Consider the following 16,940-nt stretch of genomic DNA (forward strand, 5'->3'; position numbering starts at 1 on the left):
TGCGCGGAGACCCCGAGCTTCTGGCGCCGACACCCCCTCTTGAATCGCGCCGCCAGAGGCGCGCCCCGTCATGGCGAAGTCCACCCGTAGCACGCCCACCAGCAAAACGAACAAACCCGCTCCGTTGGAGGGGAACAAGGAGTGGCGCAAGCGGGGCCGCGTGCGCCATGTGGGACCTACGCTGGGCGAGAAGACGTGGTGGGAGAACCTGCCCGCGTGGGGGCGCCACGCCATCAGCCTCGGCTTTTTGCTCATCGTAGCGCTGGGCTTTACGGCGCCGGCGACGTTCGGCGGCAAGAAGCTCGCGGGCGATGACACCGTTCGGTGGCGAGCGACTGCCGAAGCACTCTTGGACTGGGAGGAAACCGGCGGCAAACGGGCGCTCTGGACCCCGAACGTGTTTGCGGGGATGCCGGCCTACCTCATCCACGACACCGCCGGCCCGCCCAGCGTGGACTCCATTCCGAGCGCGCTTCGGAAGGTGGGGCTGTGGCCTCTGGCGCACCTCGTCGTGCTGCTCTTCGGCGCGTACGCCCTCGTAGTGTTCCTCACGCGAACGCCTCTGGCGGGCGTGATCGGGGCCGTGGGGTACGGGCTCTCGACGTACCTGCCCATCATCCTCGTGGCGGGGCACAACTCGAAGTTTATCGCGCTGGCGTGGGCGCCGTGGCTCCTGCTCGCGTTCGGGGCGCTGATCCGAAGGCCTGCGGGGTCCGGCTGGCAGCTGGCGGCGCTCCTGACAGGCTTGTTCGCGATTGCGGCGGCCGTGAACCTGCGCGCGGGGCACGTGCAGATCACCTACTACGTCGTCATCATCGCGGCTATATGGTGGGTGGCGGAGGGCATCGCCGACGTCAAAACCGGGCAGCTCAAAGCGTACGGCCTGTCAACGCTGTTCCTGCTCGCAGGCTCGGTTCTGGCGCTTCTCATGGTGGCACACCCATACCTCGTGCAGTGGGAGTACAAAGCTTTCACGACGCGCTCCGCGGGTCCGGGCGGCGGCCTCGCGTGGCAGTACGCGATGAACTGGAGCCAGGGCGTGGGGGAGACGTTGACGCTGCTGGTCTCGGGCGCCTACGGCGGTGCGAGCCCGACGTACTGGGGACCCAAAGTGTTCACGTCCGGGCCGCACTACGTCGGGCCGGTGGTTCTCTTCCTCGCCGTGTTGGGCATCGCCGGGGTCGCGCGGCGCTCGGTTTTCGCCTTCACGGGGGCGGGCGTGCTGACGATCCTCTTCGCGCTGGGGGAGAACTTCTCGCTGCTCAACCGCCCGGCCTTTGAGCTCCTCCCTCTCTTCAGCTCGTTCCGCGTGCCGGAAACGTGGCTTGCAGCCACGGCGCTGCTCCTCGCGCTTTTGTCGGGCTGGGGCGCCTACTACGTGCAGCGGCGCGAGGCGACGCCAGAGGCCGAGACGCGCAAGCGGAGAACCGCCCTGGCGACGGCCGGCGCCTTCGCGGTGATCCTTGGGCTTCTGGCGGTGGCGGGGCCGAGCCTGCTTTCCCTAGAGAAAGAGGGCGAGGGAGTGCAGATCGAGCAGATGGCGGCTCAGCAGGGGCTGGACACGCAGGACCCGGCGGTGCGACAGCAGATCGGGCAGATCCTTTCGCAGACGCGCTCCGAACGCGCCGAGATGCTCACGGGCGACGCGTGGCGGGCGCTCTTGCTTCTGGCGTTCGCCCTCACGCTCGTCGCGGCGCGTCTCTGGGGCAAGATCCCATCGTGGGCGGCCCTCACCGGGCTCGCGCTTCTCGTGACGATTGACCTGTGGGGCGTCGGGCGGCGGTACTTCAACGAGGACGTGGACGCGCTCCGGCGGCGGTCCGACCTCGCCGTGGCGGTCCCGGAGGGAGACGCGGACCGGTTTATCGAGGAGCGCGTGATCGAAGCCGGCGGTCCCGGCACGTTCCGCGTACTGCCCCCGAACCCGTCTCAGAACGCGTACTCCTCGGCTTTCTACGAGTCCGTCGGCGGCTACCACGGCGCCAAGCTCGCGCTGATCCAAGACTACTTCGACCGCCTGTTGCCCGACGACTCGACGGGGCTGAACGAGACGGCGATCGACCTGCTAGCGGCGCGCTACGTAGTCCTGCCCGGCGGGGCGCTACCCAGCACGACGCCGCTGTTCCAAGACCCGGCCACAGGCCTCGTCGTGGCGGAGAACCCGGACGCGTTGCCGCGTGCCTTCCTGGTGCAGGACGCCGAGGTGATCGAGGACGATCCGGCGATGATCGCGCGGATCCGCTCCGGCGAAGTCGACCTCCGCCAGACGGCGCTGCTCCACGAGCCGCTGCCCGACGGGTTCGCCCTCGCGGGCGGACGGATGCCTCTGGCGCCAGCGGCCGACTCGCTCTTGGCGGACTCCTTGGCCGTCGACACCGCGATGGACTCGCTCGGGGCGCGGCCTCTGGCGCCGGGCGTCTCGCTCGTGCGCTTCTCACCCGACGAGATCGTGTGGACCGTCGCGGCCGACGCGCCGAGCCTGCTCGTCGTCAACGAGATCTATTACCCGGCGGGCTGGACGGCGACGGTGGACTCTCGGGAGGCCCCCATCGTGCGTGCGAACTACCTCCTCCGCGGCGTCCCGCTGCCTGAAGGCCGCCACGTCGTGACGATGCGGTTCCGCCCCGAATCGCACAAGCAGGGCGTCACGATCGCCTGGATCGCGACGCTGCTGACGTACCTCGGCGTGATCGCGCTCAGCGGGCTCCTGTGGTACCGCCGAGGCCACGGCACCGAGGACTAGCCTCTGGCGCCAGAGGCCTGCCTCCGACCGCTCCCCACCCGCTCTGAAACTCCTCCTCGTCACTTACTACTTCCCGCCCTCGGGCGGCGCGGGCGTCCAGCGGACGCTGAAGTACACGAAGTACCTCCGCGAGTACGGCGTGGAGCCCATCGTGCTCACCGTCGAGGCCGGGGCGTACCCCAGCCTCGACCCCACGCTGGAGACCGACGTGCCCCCGGGCGTGGAGGTGATCCGGACGAAGGCGCTGGACCCGTTCGGGCTGTACGGCGCCATTACGGGCACGAGCCGGAAAGAGGCCGTCGCCGTCGGCAGCGTGGCGGATACGGACTCGTGGGGGAAAAAGCTGGGGCTGTGGGCGCGCGCGAACGTGTTCCTGCCAGACGCCCGCGTCGGCTGGGTGCCTTTCGCCGTCCGCGCCGCTCGTGAGCGCCTCGCCAGAGGCGACGTCGGCGCCATGCTGACCTCCGGTCCGCCGCACTCGGCGCACCTCGTCGGGCTCCGCCTTCGCCGCCAGAGGCAGGCGCTCGGCATCCAGTGGATTGCGGACTTTCGCGATCCGTGGACGGGCATCACGTTCTACGACGAGCTCCCCATGACGCCTCTGGCGCGGCGGCTGGATCATGCGCTGGAGCGCCGCGTGCTGCGCGAGGCCGACCGCGTGATCACCGTCAGCCCGACGTGGGGGCGCGATCTGGAAGAACAGGGCGGGCTGGGATCGGACTCCGTCGAGATCATCCAGAACGGCTTCGATCCCGCCGACTTTGCGGACGTGGACGAGCCGGTGCGCACCGACGCGTTCGAGATCGCGCACGTGGGCAGCCTCTACGGCCCGCGCAACCCGGAAGGCCTCTGGCGCGCGATCGCCGACCTCCGCGCCAGAGGCGAGGTCCCGAAGCTGCGCGTTCGCCTCGTCGGTCGCGTAGATGGTGTGGTGGAGGCGTCGCTGGCGGCGCACGGCCTGACGGAGATCGTGGACCGCACGCCGGTGGTTCCGCACGACGAGGCGGTCCGCGCGATGGCCCGCGCGGGGCTGCTCGTGCTCTCCATCGAGCCGGTGCGCAAGGACGAAGGCATCCTGACGGGCAAGCTCTACGAGTACCTCGCGAGCACGCGACCCGTCCTCGCGCTCGGCCCGGTGGGCGCCGACGCAGACCGCCTCTTGCGTGAGACCGGCGGCGGCACGCTCGTCGCGCGCGACGACGCCAGAGGCGCTGCCGAGGTCGTGCGGGAGCACTACCGCGCGTGGGAAGCCGGATCGCCCCTGGCGGGCGCGGCGCCAGAGGCGCTGGGGACTCTCTCGCGGCGGGCGCAGGCGGGGGAGGTGGCGGCCTTGGTCCGCGACGGCGCTCGCTAGCTTCCCATCATGCGACGCCCCCGGATCCTTTTTTCGTACCTCCAGCCGACCTCGTTCGTCCGCGACGACCTCTCGCTCCTCGCCGAGCGCTACGATGTGCGCAGCCACGAGTTCGGCGTCGATGTCGCCAGAGGCTCACTCGGCAAGGCCGCCGCGCTCGTCCGCGGCATGGCGCGCCTCAGCGCCTGGACCGCCGCCGAGGCCGCGACCGCCGACCTCCTCTACGGCTGGTTCGCGGACTACCACATCTGGCCTCTGGTGCGCCAGAGGCGCCCGATCCCGCTCGCGCTCGCCATGGGCGGCTACGACGCGATGGACCTTCCGGACCTTGGCTACGGCGTTTTCGCCTCGTCCTGGCGCGGACCTCTGGCGAAGCGCGTGCTGGGTGCTGCAGACGCGCTCTTCCCGGTCTCGGGCTCTCTGGTCCGGTCCCAGAACACCTTTCTCCGCGCCTCTGGCGCCGAGGCGCAGGGTGTCGCGGTCCACGTGCCGCGCTTGCAGACGAAATGCACTGTTGTCCCGACGGGCTACGACCCGGACGCGTGGCCGCTCGGCGCAATAGACCGGAAGCCGTCCGTGCTCTCCGTCGCGACCGTGGACTCGCACACGACGTTTCTGCGCAAGGGTCTGGACGTGTTGATCGAGGTTGCCCGCGCGATGCCCGACGTGCCGTTTCAGGTCGTCGGGATGCGGATGGACGAGGCGGCGGTGCGCGAGCGGTACCACCCGCCGGCCAACGTTGAGTTTATCCGCGCGCTCCCTCGCGAGATGCTGGCCGCGGTGTACGGGCAGGCCTCGGTCTACCTCCAACTCTCCCGCGCCGAAGGGATGCCGAACGTGCTCTGCGAGGCCATGCTCTGCGGGTGTGCGCCTGTCGGCAGCAACGTTTTCGGCATCCCGGACGCCATCGGCGATGCGGGCTGGATCGTGGATGACCCGGATCCGCTCGCCATCGCTGCGGCGGTCCGCGAGGCCCTCGCCGCGCCAGAGGCTCTGCGGCGGCGCGCCCGCGCCCACATCGCGGACACGTTCCCGCGCGAGCGCCGCCGCCGCGAACTCTTCGGACTGCTGGATGCGCTCTTGGACGGCGAGCGCCCCGGCGTCCCCGCCTGCGACTGGCCCCTGGCGTAGCACGCCTCTGGCGCCAGAGGCCCATGCGAGTGCTGCTCGCGAGGATGGTGCGCCGGGCGCAAGAGGCCGCGAACGCGCAGCTCCCAGTCCCCAGTCCCTAGAACGAGAGCTGCATCTCGCCCGGCGGGTTGAAATACGTCGTGCCGCCGCGCATTTGGCGGATCGCGCGGATCAGTTCCTCGAAGTGGCTGGGCTCCTTCACGAAGTCGATCTGCGTCGCGTTAACGATCAGCAGCGGGCTCCGGGTGTAGTGGAAGAAGTAGCGGTCGTACGCGTCGGTCAGCTCCGCGAGGTAGGCGGGGTCCATCTGCGCCTCGTAGGAGCGGCCGCGGAGCGCCACGTTGTGCATCAGGCGGTCCACGGACGAGCGGAGGTATACCACGAGGTCCGGCGCGGGGATCGTAGGCTCCATGAGCGAGAACAGGCTCTCGTAGAGCTGGTGCTCGTCGCCGTCTAGCGTGACGCGCGCAAAAATGCGGTCCTTGTCGAACGTGTAGTCCGAGACGACGCTCGTCTGGAACAGGTCGCGCGTGGCGAGCGCCTTCTGCTGCCGGAAGCGGCTCGCGAGGAACGTGAGCTGCGTCTGAAACGCCCACCGCTCCGGGTCGCTGTAGAACCGCTCCAGGAACGGGTTGTCCTCGAACGATTCGAGCACCATCCGGGCGTCCGTTTTCTCGGCCAGCATCCGCGCCAGCGTGCTCTTCCCGGCGCCAATCACGCCTTCGACCGCGATGTAGCGGAGGTGGTCGGGGAGGGCCAGGGACATAGAACCAGCAGGGGGCGGGAGGGGAGAATGGCGCAGCGCCGGTGACGCCGGCGTGTCAGGCGCGCCAGAGGCGGGGGCAGAAAGCGCCTCTGGCGAGCGCTCGGCGCGGGCGTCGTCGGGCGTCTCGGCGAGGAGCTGCTGAACGGTCCGGCCCGTTCCGGGGACGGCAAGATCGCACGCGAGGTCGGCCAGCGGCGCGAGTACGAAGCGCCGCTGGCGAAGACGAGGGTGTGGGACCGTGAGGCGGTCGGTCGCGAGGGTGCGGTCACCCCACAGGAGCACGTCGAGATCGAGCGGCCGCGGGCTCCAGGGCTCGGCCTGGTGGTCGCGCCCGGCCTCGCGCTCGATGCGGTGCAGCACGTCCAGAAGCGGCTCTGGCGCTAATGGCGTGCTCACGCGCGCGACGGCGTTGAGGTGGTCGGGCTGCGGCGGGGCGCCCGGACGGACATGCGCCTCGGTTTCGTAGGCGGGCGAGATGGCCTCTACGCGCACGCCAGAGGCTTCCAGCGCGCTCAGCGCAGTTTGGAGCGCCGCGAGCCGGTCGCCGACGTTGGAGCCGAGACCGATGTAGACGCGAGAGGGAGCGAGGGACGAGGGGGGGGCAAAAGCTGCGCGCTCCGCCTGCCCCTCTCCGTTCGCGCCAGAGGCGGGGGGGCTGCCCTTCCCCTCGTTTCCCATACAGGACTCGTCAGTCATCGCGCGAGGCGGACGCAGACCTCGGCGCGCTCGGCCGGTCCGCCCACGGGCGGGTTGGGCTTGCGGACCGTGACCTCTACGTGCTCCACGCGTGGCGAGGCCTCCAAAACCGCCGCCCCAATGCGGTGTGCGAGCCGCTCGATGAGGTACGAGGAGTTGCCCATCACCACCTCTTGCGCGATGCGGTACACGCGCTCGTAGTCGACGGTCTTGGTCAGGTCGTCCGTCTCGGCCGCTTCGGTGATGTCGAGGTCCATCGCGACGTCCACTTCGAACCGGCCGCCGATCTTGTGCTCCTCTTCCAGCACGCCGTGGTGAGCGTAAAAGACGGCGTTGACGAGGCGGACGGTGGCGAGCACGGGCGCGAGAGGCGGGGTGCGCCCAAGGTCCGAGGCGCGGGCGCCGGCGGCAAGCCGCACGCGGGGATTTCGCCGGGCCTCTGGCGCCAGAGGCGAGGTGCGAGGCGCGCGAACGCACGGCGGCCTGCCCGGTCATGTGCCGAGCAGGCCGCGATGGGTCCGGTCCGGGTGCTCAGTCCTCGATCAGCAGCCGCGAACAGATGGGGGCGAGGCCCTCGATGCTCATGCGGGGCCGGGCAGACACGTAGTTGCCGTTGCGCTCGCCCCGGATCAGGACGCCGACCATGACCTCTCCGTTCGGGCAGACCTCCATGTCGTCCCAGTCGTTGCAGTTGGGGCGTTCAAAGGAAGGCTCCACCCACCGGCCGTTCTCCTGAATCGGGCGCGTATCGAACCGACCGTTGGCCCTGTTTTTCTGCAGCGTCACGCCACGTACCGCGATCCCTTTCATCCGGTCGTTCCGGTTCCGCTGGCACACCTTGAGGCCTTTCAGCGCGACGGGCGGGTTGTTGGGCTCGCTGAGGTACGGGAGCGGGTAGCGCGGGGTGCTGTTGTCGAACGCGCTCGCAATGGCGTTGCCGATCAGGTTGAGGCCGAGAGGGCCGCCGCCGAGGGTCAGGGTTTCTGTCCACGTGCCGGACCACTCTTCGTAGGTGTTCCGGTAGTTGAAGCCGACGGCCGTCATGCTGCGGCTTGTCGGATTGCCGTGGCACGAGGACGCGATGGTGGACGCTACGGTGATGTTATCGTCGTCAATGGTGGCCCAGCGGAGGCGGAGGTGGCATGGCACGTCGGACTTCTCTCCGATCTCGATGCCGTACACCCAGCCTCCATCTGGAACCACGGCTTCGGCAGAAATCTCGCCGGCGTCGGTGCCGGAGACGCGGACCGTGGTTTTCGGTCCGTGGCCCATGTCCGGGACGGCCACCAGTGATGCTCTCGAAATCGGCGTCGCAGCGCGGCTCCGCGTGAACTGCGCCGATGCGGTGAGCGGGAGGGTGAGAAGGAGCGCGAGTAGGAGACGGTACATATCCAGGATGGAGGGGTGTACTCCATCCATACGTCGGCCTCTGAGGTTCAGGACCAATCACGTCCGTGTCCTTTTCCTCTCGCGCGGAAAAATGCCGCCTTCCGGCACATCGCCAGAGGCTTCGGCCGACAGCAATCCGGTCCCGCTACAGCCCGAGGCGGTCCAGAAATGCCGCGTCCTCTGGCGAGATCGCGCCAGAGGCTCGGTCGGTGAGGAGTTGGGAGGCGTAGAGCGTGCCGTACAGCCCGAGCACGCCGTCGTCGCGGCGGGCGTGCTCGTTGAACAGCGCCGCCGCCTCTGGCGAGCGCCACGCATCGGGGACGTGGTAGGCGCGGGGGCCGAAGGGGCCATCCGAGGCGGCGCCGGGCCAGGACTTTTCGGGCTCGAAAAGCTTTTGTCCGAGGTGGCAGCCCGTGCACTGCGTCGGCGTGCGGAGCGCGCGCGGCTCGGTGGAGGTCGCGGGCGCGAGGGCACCAGAGCCGTCGTACACCGCGAAGTCCCAATAGCCGTCCTCGCGCCGGTGCTTCACCGTCGTCTCCACCACCTCGCCGTCAATGAGGTGCTCGCCGATGATCCACGTTCCGGCGGGGTACATCAGCCCGTCGCCTCTGGCGTGGGCTTCTAGCGCCGCGCGCACGGCCGTGACGGGGAGGAAGAGGCGCCGCCGCGCCGCCGTCATCACGCCGTCCACCTCCACCTCGAACCACGCCGCGTCGCCAGAGGCGTACGGGACCGCTTCGCGCAGGGCCGCGACGGTCGCGGGCAGGCCTCTGGCGCTGTAGTAGGTAGCCTCTACCCAGTCGGTCCACTCGTCGGGTCCGATGGCGCCGTCGCCGTCGGCGTCGGAGAGCTGCTGGCGGATGGCGGGGGCGAGCTTCTGTGGGTGGAGCGTGAGGCCGTCGCCCTCGCCGCTTACCAGCCCGGCCTCGAACGGGTCGGCGCCCGCTTCGGCCGTGTAGCCGCCGAGAACGGAGCGGACCAGGCGTTCCGGGTCTTTCTTATCCAGACGTAGCGGGACGCTTTCGGCGGTTTGCACATCAACGGCGCCGCCCCCGCCACATCCGGCGAGGACCCCTAGGCAGAGGAGCCCAAGCAGCCAGCCTCTGGCGCGAGAGGCGCACACGGTCTTGGGTCGGGACACACCGCCGGCATATCCGTTGTTGGCGCCAGAGGCGCGGGGCGTCCGTGGGTCCATCGAAAACATCAGGAGCCGAGTTCGGCGAGAAGGGCGCGGGCGCGCTGGTCGGACGGGTCGGCCGCCAGAAGCTGCCGGAGCAACGTGCGGGCGTCGCCGATGCGGCCCTGCTGGGCGCGGATCACGGCCAGGTTTCCGAGCGCGCCCGTGCTGGCCGGGTCGGCGCGGAGGGCGCGGAGAAAGGCGCGCTCGGCCTCTGGCGCGTCGCCGGTTTGGAGCGCGGCGGCGCCGAGTGTGACCCAGGCCGGCGCGAGCATCGGGTCGAGGGCCACGGCGCGGCGGAGTGCCTGGCGCGCGGGCTCTACCTGCCCGAGTTGGAGGCGGTACAGCCCGAGGTCGTTCCAGGCGCCAACGTGGTGGACGGGGTCCTGCCGCACGACCCGCTCCAGCTCGCGCACGGCACCCGCAACGTCGCCAGAGGCTCCGAGCGCCTCGGCAAGCTCGGTCCGCGCCTCGGTAAAGCGCGGCGCGAGGCGGACGGCGTCGCGGAGCGGAGCGACGGCGCCTCTGGCGTCGCCGCGCGTGGTGCGGGTTACGCCGAGCCAGTAGGCGGCGTAGGCGTTCTGCGGATCGCGCCGGACAGCTTCGGAGAGGGCCGTCTCGGCACCACCGAAGTCGTTCTGAGCGAGCAGCGCGCGACCTAGCGCGATGTAGGCGTCCGCACGGTCCGCGCCCGCGTCGAGGCCTCGGCGGATGCGCGTCGTGGCCTCCGTGAGGTAGTGCGGAAGGCGGTGCTCTGTATCGTACAGCGTGAGGTACGCGATGCCGGCCTGCACGTCCGCCTCGGCGCCAGAGGCGCGCGCGCCGGCGAGGTCCACGAGTGTAAACGGCGTCTGGCGCTCAAAGGCCTCTTCCGCCAGACGCGTGCCGGTCTGGCTGGGCGCGGGGTCGCGCTGAATCCAGTGGTCGGTAAACGAGACGTGGGGGATGTCGCTCGTGCCTGCGCTGCGCATGTGGCAACTCACGCAGTCGCCCGTCATCGCGTCCTCCAAGCCGGAGGTGTCCGGGCGGGAGCAGACGGTTTCGTGCGCCGCGCCGCCGTGGCAGCTCTGGCACGTCACGTTGTAGCTGCCCTCCTCGGCGGGCTTGTGCGGGTCGTGGCACGTCGTGCACGTCATCGCGTTCTCCAGGCCGGCGGTCTCCTGGAAGCACGCGCTTTTGCGCATCCGCTCGGCGTGGCTCGCGATGCCGAACGACTCCGGGTCGTCCAACTCCTCCTGCCGCACGAACACGGCGCGGTGCGCCGCCAGAGGCCGTCCGGGGCGATAGGTGGAAGCGTCCTCGCCGGGCGCGAACACGCTCAGGCCGGTGAGGTGGCACTGCTGGCACACGTCGAGCTCCAGTTCGGCGCTGAGCTTGGACGGGTTGACGATGCGGGTGTCCTCTGGCGCGCCGCCGGCGTCGAAGGCCTCCACGTGGGCCGAGCCCGGCCCGTGGCAGCGCTCGCACGAGATGCCGAGCGGGATCTCACCGTAGGCGTTCTGGCTGGTGGCGTGCGTGGGGGCCGTGTTGTGGCACGCCATGCACTCCAGGTTGATGGGCCGCTCAAAGCGCCGGTTGGTCTGGCTGTAGCCGGGCGAGAGGTCCCAGAGCTCGCGCTCCACGTACCACGTCAGCGGCATCTCGGTCACGTACGCCGCCGTGGAATCGGCCTCGCCGACGGTCATGAAGTAGGACCGCGTAGCGTTGCCCGAGCCCACGACGTGGCTGACCGCGTGGGTCCGCTCCCAGCCTGGCGTGTCCGGCCGCGTCTCGCGCTGGAACAGCGAGTCGCCGCGCACGAAGGCGACGTAGCAGTACCCGTCGTCGGCGCAGACCTGGGGCGACTCGCCATCGGGGCCGAACTGCTCAGGGGCCTCTTGCGGATCGAAGACGGAGACCGAGCGGCCCATGCCGGTCCGGTGGTAGTCCGTGTACACGTCGGCGTGGCAGGACGCGCAGGCCTCGTCGCCGACGTAGGTCCAGCCGTCGCCGCCAGAGGCAAGGGCCGCGCCCGCATCGCCGCCGCCGCACGCGGCGAGCGCGTAGGCCGCGGCAATCGCGAGGGGGAGAACGAGGGCGAGGGGGCGGGCGGCGCGCACGTCGGGGGACCGGGGCAGCGGTCAAAAGGGACCGCTCGGGGAAGATAGCCCGGCCTCTGGCGGCTCCGCGAGGCGTCGGCACGTGCCTTGCCCATGTCATAACCGTGTTCCAAAGTCCCTCGCGTGCGGTCCGCACATCCATGGACGTTACCAAACTACTCGACCCCGTTACGACGGGGCCCTCTCTGCCGAGCAAGGGGGTCCTCGCGATCGCGGGTTTGATCCTGCTCTGCCTCGCGCTTTTGGCCGCGTTGGTGATGACCTCCGGGGAGCCCTCCGTGGCGTACCCGGCGGCATCGTCCGAGCCGAGCATGGGCGAGCCGTCTACGGCGGCCCTCGCACCCGCCCTCCCGGACACGGCGCGGCGCGCGCCAGAGGCCGCGACGATGGGCGCGGAGACGGTCGGGCTGGACTCGCTGCTCTCCATGTTTCCCTCGGAGGCGAAGCCCATCCCGACGGCGATGATCACGCGCCTCGAAGACGCCAGCGAGGAGCCGCTGGAAGTCGAACTCGGGCTGCTCCTGGAGGCGGTCCAGATCGGGTTCTCGGAGCGCAGCGCGCAGATCGAGCCCACGCTGCGCCCCTACCTCTTCCGCATCGCCGGCCGCCTCTCCGTCCGCACGGACTCGTTCCGCATCGCGGCGACCGCGCCCGACGCAACTCTCGCCCGTGCTCGCGCCGCGACGCTGCGCCGCCTCTTCGACCGAGCGGGCGTGCTGGAGCCCCGCGTCATCCTCGGCGCGGGCTCCGGTCCGCACGCCCTCACTCTCGTTTCCGACTCTTCCTCGTCATGACGATTCTCACATTTGTGCTGGCCGGTGCCATGCAAAACATCATCGTGGCGCTGATTTGCGTCGCCGCCGCGGTTGTGGCCGGCATCGCTGCGTTCTTTTTCTATCGAGCGAAAAACCGCGAGGCCGTCGATTCCGCTCTCTCCGCTGGCGCGCCCGCCGGCGGCAGCAACGGGCTCGGGGAAATGCGCGAGCTGACCTCGCGCATCGAGGACATCGTGCTCCAGCAGCAGGACAACGGCGAGACGCAGAGGCAGCACCTCTCGCGCAAGATCGACGCGGTCAAGGAGAGCGTGGAGAGCCAGCACCACGCCGTGACGGGCCTCCGCCAGGAGCTCCGCCACGAGGTGCAAAAGCGCGACGCCGAGCTCCACGACATCCGCACGCAGATCGAGGCCGTCCGCGAAGGCGTCGGGCTGCCGCCCGCGCAGCAGAACGCGCTCCCCGCCGCCGACCTCGGTGCGCCAGAGGCCGAGGGCCCCTTCTTGCCCCTCACGTTCGAGTCCGACGAGGCCTCTGGCGACGACCTCGCGTTCACGCCGTTCGAAGACGTGACCTTCGACGACGCCGAGAACAGCTTCACGCCGGACGCCTCTGGCGACTCGCTGTTCGCCGCGACGGGTTTCGAGGAGGCCTCCTTTGAGGACGACGACGACTCGGCTACGCCGGGCCCGTTTCTGTTCACGATCGACCCGGCGCCGTCCTTCGATGACGCGGACCCCGCCGGCGATGGGTTCACCTCTGTAGATCCGCTCTCGTTTGAGGCCACGCCCGATCCGCTCTCGTTCTCCGAAGCCACCACGCCGTTCGCGCAAGAGGCCTCGGCGGGAGACGCTGAGACCGGGGAGGAGGCATCTTCGTTCGAGCCGATGAGCTTCTCGTTCAACGAGGACGCCGACCCGGCCTCGCCTGTCGTGCCCGACGCGACGGGTTTGCCCACGCTCAACGACCCTGATCCGCTCGGCTTTGAGGAGGTCTCGCCGCTGTCCTTCGACGCTTCTGAGCCCGACGAGCCCTCGCCTCTGGCGACGGCACCCGAGGAGGCGCCCGCAGACGATGCCCCGTTCGTCTTTCAGGCGATGCCGATCGATGACTTCTCGGCGACCGCCGATGACGCTGCCGCACCCGAAGCGCCCACGACGCCAGAGGCCCACACGCCCGAGCCTGCTGCGCCCGAGCCAACTGCGCCCGAGGTCTTCGCGCCAGAGGCCCACATTGAGGACGCCCCCCCGGCGCCTGCTGCCTTTGAGGAGGCTCCAGTCTTCGACGATACGCCGATCTTCGACGAGGCTCCAGTATTCGAGGAGGCCACGGCTTTCGAAGAGGCCACGGCCTTCGAAGAGGCGCCCGTGTTCGAGGAGGCGCCTACGTTCGAGGAAGCATCTCTCGCTTCGCAGGGCGCAGCCGCTGCTGAGGAGGACGCCGTGCCGGAGGCCGCGCCCGCTGGCGCGTTCGAGATCGTCTCGTTTCTGACCCCGGAAACGGAGGCCCCCGCGCCAGAGGCCGAGACTCCCGCGTTCACCTTCGGGAGCACGCAGGAAGCCGCCGCACCGCGCCGCCAGGCCGACCGCGAGGCCCACGCCACGACCGCCCGCGCCTCTGGCGCGTCGCCCGCAACGCCCTCGTACGAGCCTTCGGTCGAGGTGGAGGAGCCCGAGGCGGCGCCCACGACGTGGATCTCGCGCCCCGACCGTCCCGATCACGACGAGCCGCTCCAGACCATCGGCGGAATCGGAATCGACCAGGTCGGCGACGTGCCGCCAGCGTCTGCCTCGCCTCTGGCGGAGGCGCCCGCCCCAGATTCCGACGATGACTTCCCGGCGCCCGTCGTCGCGAGCGAACTCGCCGCCGAGCCGTCGTTCGACTTCGGCATCGACATCGAAGCCGAGATGGCGCTCGCGGAAGAGCACGGGATGCCGCGCCTGGAAGAGCCGGCGCCGAGTGACGACCCCGCGTCGCCCGAGGCGATGAGGATGTCGGCCGACTCGTTCGTATCCGCACCGCCCAGCACGCCCGAGCCGGCGCCCGCGCCAGAGGCTCCGCCCGCTGCGCCCCCAGCCGGAGCGCCTCCCGCCGAGGCGGCGCAGGCAGACGTTCCCGCATTCGAGGTGCCAGAAGGCGCCGAAGACCTCACGGTCATCTCCAGTGTGGACGAGGACACGCAGCGCGCGCTCTACATGGCCGGCGTGGTCTCGCTCGACGAGATCGCGCGTTGGGGCCGCTCCGACGCCCGCCGCATCAGCGGCGAGGTCGGCGTCTCTGAGGAGACCATCATGCACCAGTGGGTCTTCGAGGCCCAGGCGGCGCTGTTCGACCGGTTCAGCCGCTAAGGCTGCTCTCGCCAGAGGCGCGCGCGAGCGGGGCCTCTGGCGAAAAAGAACGCGCCCCGCGGGCTTCGGCTCGCGGGGCGCTCGTACGTCGGGGTGTGCCGTCGGAGGCTACGCCCGGTCGCCGTCGGTGAGGTGGGACTCGCGGTTGCGCCGGAGGCCCTTGCCAAAGCGCTCGGCGTACAGGTCCTCGCCAGACCGGAGACGCTGGTACGCGCGCCAGAGGACCCAGCCGACGAGCAGCGAGCCGATCACGACCGTGAACAAGAGCGGGCTCCAGAACGAGTGGTCAAAGGTGCGGCCCTCGGCCACCCACTGCGGCTTGAGCCGCACGTCCGGGTTCTGAATGGCGCGCACGAGCGTCCAGCCGCTGGCGGTGACGAGGAAAACGGCGAGGCCGCCGAGCGCCCACCGGAGCATCCCGAGCCCCTGGTTGCGGGAGTCGTGTGAGGCCTCTGGCGTGGCGCCAGAGGCGAGGGGCGAGTTATCCATCGGAGCGGAGGGCGAGGCGGGCGGTGGAAAAGCGGGAGAGGTCAACGTCCTGGGGCTTCTGCCAGCACCAGAAGCGCTGGCACGGGAAGGTGTTCTCGTAGAGGGCGCGGCCCACGACGACGGAGTCGACGCCGGAGCGTTCGATGGTCTGGAGCGCGAGAAGGTCCGGGTAGCCCGTCACGCCGCCCGCGGCGGTCACCTTGGCCAAGGTTAGCCGGTCGGCGAGCGCGCGGATGGCCTCGATGTTCGGGCGCGTCCGCTCTCCCGAGCGGTCCACGTCGGTGTACACGATGCGGCGCACGCCACGCGCCTCCAGGTCCGCCGCGAGGGCGGGCGGGTCCGTCACCCCGGTGTGCTGCGCGTCGATGGCGACGATCACGCGCCGGGCGCCGAACCGGGCCACGGCGTCGCCAGCGGCCTCGGCCGTGGCCTCCGTTACGGGCCCGAACACGACGCGGTACACGCCGAGCGCGAGCGTCGCTTCGATGGCCTCTGGCGTCTGGATGCCGCCGCCGACCTGTACCGGGATGTCCAGCGCCTGCGCGATAGAGGCGACCGGGCCGTGGTTGTCGTGCGGCGTGTCGTTGTCCGGCTGCTGCGGTTCCACCCAGCCCGCCGCGTCCAGGTCGATAAGGTGGAGCACCTTCGCGTTCATCACGCGCCACAGCTTCGCCATCGCGACGGGGTCGGCGAAGTAGTCCGTCTCCACGGCGTAGCGCGACTGCCGGATGCGGACGCATTGTCCGCCGTGGAGGTCGATGGCTGGGATGACGAGCATGGGACAAGATCGCGCGGCGCGGCGCCTCTGGCGAGAAACCTCCGGCGAGCAGCGTCTGACGAAAAGAGCGAGGCGACGGTGGAAAGAAAACCGCCACCAGAGGATAAAACGCCGGGCCGCACGCAGAAGTGCCCCGGTCTCCCACCGCGGCGAGGCCTGCCGCCGCCAGAGGCGCTACGGCGCGAGGCCTTCCAGCAGTGCTCGCGCGGCCAGCGCGGTAAGCGCCATCGCGTCGTCGGGCGGCTCCATCTGGCCTTCCACCATCAGCATCGCCAGCCCGTGGACCTGAGCCCAGGCGATAGACGCCAGAGGCTCGGCGTCGCCCTGGCGCATCACGCCGGCCTCTTGCGCGGCGGTAAGCGCGCCCACCAACTCGTCGTAGAGCGCGTCCGCCGCCACCTGGAGCGCGGGCCTCTGGCGGCGCGAGATCGCCTCGCGGCCGTACATCAGGCGGTAGTGCGCCGGGTGGCTCAACGCGAAGCCGACGTACGCCTGCGCGAGCTTCACGAAGGCCTCTGGCGTATCGGCGCCCGCCTCCCGCGCTTCGCGGACGACGGTCTGCAACCGCTCGAACCCCTCTGCGGCGACGGCTTCCAGAAGGGCGCTCTTGTCCGCGAAGTGCCGGTACGGCGCCGTACGGCTCACGCCGACGCGAGAGGCCAGCCCGCGGAGCGTCAGCGCGGCGACGCCGTCGGCGGTGAGCACGCCAGAGGCGGCGTCGAGGAGGGCGCGGCGGAGGTCGCCGTGGTGGTACGCGGAGGGCATCGCGGAAGGTCGGGAACCGAGTAGACGCTGTCAACATTGGATTTCATGTTGACACTGTCAACACTTTCTCCTCTAGACTCTCACTGCCATGTTCAAAGAACCCGACCTCCGCCGCGACTCCGCTTCCTGGCGCGGCTTTGTCGTCGCCTCGTTCGCCCTTGCCGCCCTCGCAATGGGCCTCGGCATCTACCACATCCCCGTCGATCCGTGGATCCGCGGCTACATCGCCATGGGCGCGCTCTTCCTCGTCGGCTCCTCGTTCACGCTCGCCAAAACGCTCCGCGACGACCACGAGGCCAAAAAATGGCTCAACAAGGTCAGCGACGCGCGCACGGAGCAGATGCTGGGCAACCTGGACGTGTAGCCTCTGACCGCGGCCAGAGTGGGCGCCGCTTGGCCTCTGGCGTGCCGCGCCAGAGGCTGGGCCAGAGG

At 70.1% G+C, this 16,940-nt stretch carries 14 protein-coding genes; 6 read left to right on the forward strand and 8 right to left on the reverse strand.

Translation table 11 applies throughout. The annotated features are described in order from the left end of the window. Positions 1–70: 70 nt before the first annotated feature. The 3 genes from BSZ36_RS02775 (at position 71) to BSZ36_RS02785 (ending at position 5,228) form a co-directional block, all read left to right on the forward strand. Positions 71–2,743 (forward strand): YfhO family protein, encoded by a 2,673-nt coding sequence (locus BSZ36_RS02775; protein WP_094545782.1) that lies wholly within the window; start codon positions 71–73, stop codon positions 2,741–2,743. Between the two features lie 151 nt (positions 2,744–2,894). Next, positions 2,895–4,097 (forward strand): glycosyltransferase, encoded by a 1,203-nt coding sequence (locus BSZ36_RS02780; RefSeq protein WP_245837457.1) that lies wholly within the window; start codon positions 2,895–2,897, stop codon positions 4,095–4,097. A gap of 9 nt (positions 4,098–4,106) precedes the next feature. Then, complete coding sequence (locus BSZ36_RS02785) at positions 4,107–5,228, forward strand: glycosyltransferase family 4 protein (protein WP_094545787.1); 1,122 nt, start codon at positions 4,107–4,109, stop codon at positions 5,226–5,228. 97 nt (positions 5,229–5,325) lie between these two features. On the opposite strand, the gene folK is transcribed toward BSZ36_RS02785, so the two are convergent. The 5 genes from folK to BSZ36_RS02810 form a co-directional block, all read right to left on the reverse strand. After that, positions 5,326–6,690 (reverse strand): 2-amino-4-hydroxy-6-hydroxymethyldihydropteridine diphosphokinase, encoded by a 1,365-nt coding sequence (gene folK / locus BSZ36_RS02790; protein ID WP_094545789.1) that lies wholly within the window; start codon positions 6,688–6,690, stop codon positions 5,326–5,328. Continuing rightward, positions 6,687–7,049, reverse strand: a complete 363-nt coding sequence (gene folB, locus BSZ36_RS02795) for a dihydroneopterin aldolase (RefSeq protein WP_094551130.1) — start codon at positions 7,047–7,049, stop codon at positions 6,687–6,689. The genes folK and folB overlap by 4 nt, the downstream gene beginning before the upstream one ends. A gap of 172 nt (positions 7,050–7,221) precedes the next feature. Next, complete coding sequence (locus BSZ36_RS02800) at positions 7,222–8,079, reverse strand: hypothetical protein (RefSeq protein ID WP_094545791.1); 858 nt, start codon at positions 8,077–8,079, stop codon at positions 7,222–7,224. A 145-nt stretch (positions 8,080–8,224) separates the two neighbouring features. Next, positions 8,225–9,283: a hypothetical protein gene (locus tag BSZ36_RS02805; protein ID WP_094545793.1), complete on the reverse strand. Its 1,059-nt coding sequence runs from the start codon at positions 9,281–9,283 to the stop codon at positions 8,225–8,227. After that, entirely contained in the window at positions 9,283–11,355 is a 2,073-nt protein-coding gene (locus tag BSZ36_RS02810; RefSeq protein WP_094545795.1) for a tetratricopeptide repeat protein, read from the reverse strand. The genes BSZ36_RS02805 and BSZ36_RS02810 overlap by 1 nt, the downstream gene beginning before the upstream one ends. A 218-nt stretch (positions 11,356–11,573) precedes the next feature. Here BSZ36_RS02810 and BSZ36_RS02815 point away from each other — a divergent pair, with 218 nt between their 5' ends. Next, positions 11,574–12,149, forward strand: a complete 576-nt coding sequence (locus BSZ36_RS02815; RefSeq protein ID WP_218827536.1) for a hypothetical protein — start codon at positions 11,574–11,576, stop codon at positions 12,147–12,149. After that, complete coding sequence (locus tag BSZ36_RS02820; protein ID WP_094545799.1) at positions 12,146–14,476, forward strand: hypothetical protein; 2,331 nt, start codon at positions 12,146–12,148, stop codon at positions 14,474–14,476. The genes BSZ36_RS02815 and BSZ36_RS02820 overlap by 4 nt, the downstream gene beginning before the upstream one ends. A gap of 108 nt (positions 14,477–14,584) precedes the next feature. Here BSZ36_RS02820 and BSZ36_RS02825 read toward each other — a convergent pair whose 3' ends face one another. The 3 genes from BSZ36_RS02825 to BSZ36_RS02835 form a co-directional block, all read right to left on the reverse strand. Further along, the gene (locus tag BSZ36_RS02825) at positions 14,585–14,965 is read right to left on the reverse strand and encodes a hypothetical protein (RefSeq protein WP_094545801.1); all 381 of its coding nucleotides are present in this window, start codon (positions 14,963–14,965) and stop codon (positions 14,585–14,587) included. Next, positions 14,958–15,743 carry a 1-(5-phosphoribosyl)-5-[(5-phosphoribosylamino)methylideneamino]imidazole-4-carboxamide isomerase gene (locus BSZ36_RS02830; RefSeq protein WP_094545803.1) on the reverse strand — a complete coding sequence of 262 codons (786 nt, stop codon included), beginning with the start codon at positions 15,741–15,743 and terminating at the stop codon, positions 14,958–14,960. The genes BSZ36_RS02825 and BSZ36_RS02830 overlap by 8 nt, the downstream gene beginning before the upstream one ends. Before the next feature lie 174 nt (positions 15,744–15,917). Continuing rightward, entirely contained in the window at positions 15,918–16,508 is a 591-nt protein-coding gene (locus tag BSZ36_RS02835; RefSeq protein WP_094545805.1) for a TetR/AcrR family transcriptional regulator, read from the reverse strand. A gap of 88 nt (positions 16,509–16,596) precedes the next feature. Between BSZ36_RS02835 and BSZ36_RS02840 the strand changes: the two genes are divergently transcribed. After that, positions 16,597–16,872 (forward strand): YiaA/YiaB family inner membrane protein, encoded by a 276-nt coding sequence (locus BSZ36_RS02840; RefSeq protein WP_094545806.1) that lies wholly within the window; start codon positions 16,597–16,599, stop codon positions 16,870–16,872. Positions 16,873–16,940: the final 68 nt, after the last annotated feature.

Source organism: Rubricoccus marinus (assembly GCF_002257665.1).
Classification (GTDB): domain Bacteria; phylum Bacteroidota; class Rhodothermia; order Rhodothermales; family Rubricoccaceae; genus Rubricoccus; species Rubricoccus marinus.

Excerpts from the sequence above, each read along its gene's own strand:
- BSZ36_RS02830 (WP_094545803.1), bottom strand. The coding sequence starts at position 15,743 with ATGCTCGTCATCCCAGCCATCGACCTCCACGGCGGACAATGCGTCCGC.
- BSZ36_RS02805 (WP_094545793.1), bottom strand. The coding sequence starts at position 9,283 with ATGTTTTCGATGGACCCACGGACGCCCCGCGCCTCTGGCGCCAACAAC.
- BSZ36_RS02800 (WP_094545791.1), bottom strand. The coding sequence starts at position 8,079 with ATGTACCGTCTCCTACTCGCGCTCCTTCTCACCCTCCCGCTCACCGCA.
- folK (WP_094545789.1), bottom strand. The coding sequence starts at position 6,690 with ATGACTGACGAGTCCTGTATGGGAAACGAGGGGAAGGGCAGCCCCCCC.
- BSZ36_RS02820 (WP_094545799.1), top strand. The coding sequence starts at position 12,146 with ATGACGATTCTCACATTTGTGCTGGCCGGTGCCATGCAAAACATCATC.
- BSZ36_RS02835 (WP_094545805.1), bottom strand. The coding sequence starts at position 16,508 with ATGCCCTCCGCGTACCACCACGGCGACCTCCGCCGCGCCCTCCTCGAC.
- BSZ36_RS02840 (WP_094545806.1), top strand. The coding sequence starts at position 16,597 with ATGTTCAAAGAACCCGACCTCCGCCGCGACTCCGCTTCCTGGCGCGGC.
- BSZ36_RS02785 (WP_094545787.1), top strand. The coding sequence starts at position 4,107 with ATGCGACGCCCCCGGATCCTTTTTTCGTACCTCCAGCCGACCTCGTTC.
- BSZ36_RS02775 (WP_094545782.1), top strand. The coding sequence starts at position 71 with ATGGCGAAGTCCACCCGTAGCACGCCCACCAGCAAAACGAACAAACCC.
- BSZ36_RS02825 (WP_094545801.1), bottom strand. The coding sequence starts at position 14,965 with ATGGATAACTCGCCCCTCGCCTCTGGCGCCACGCCAGAGGCCTCACAC.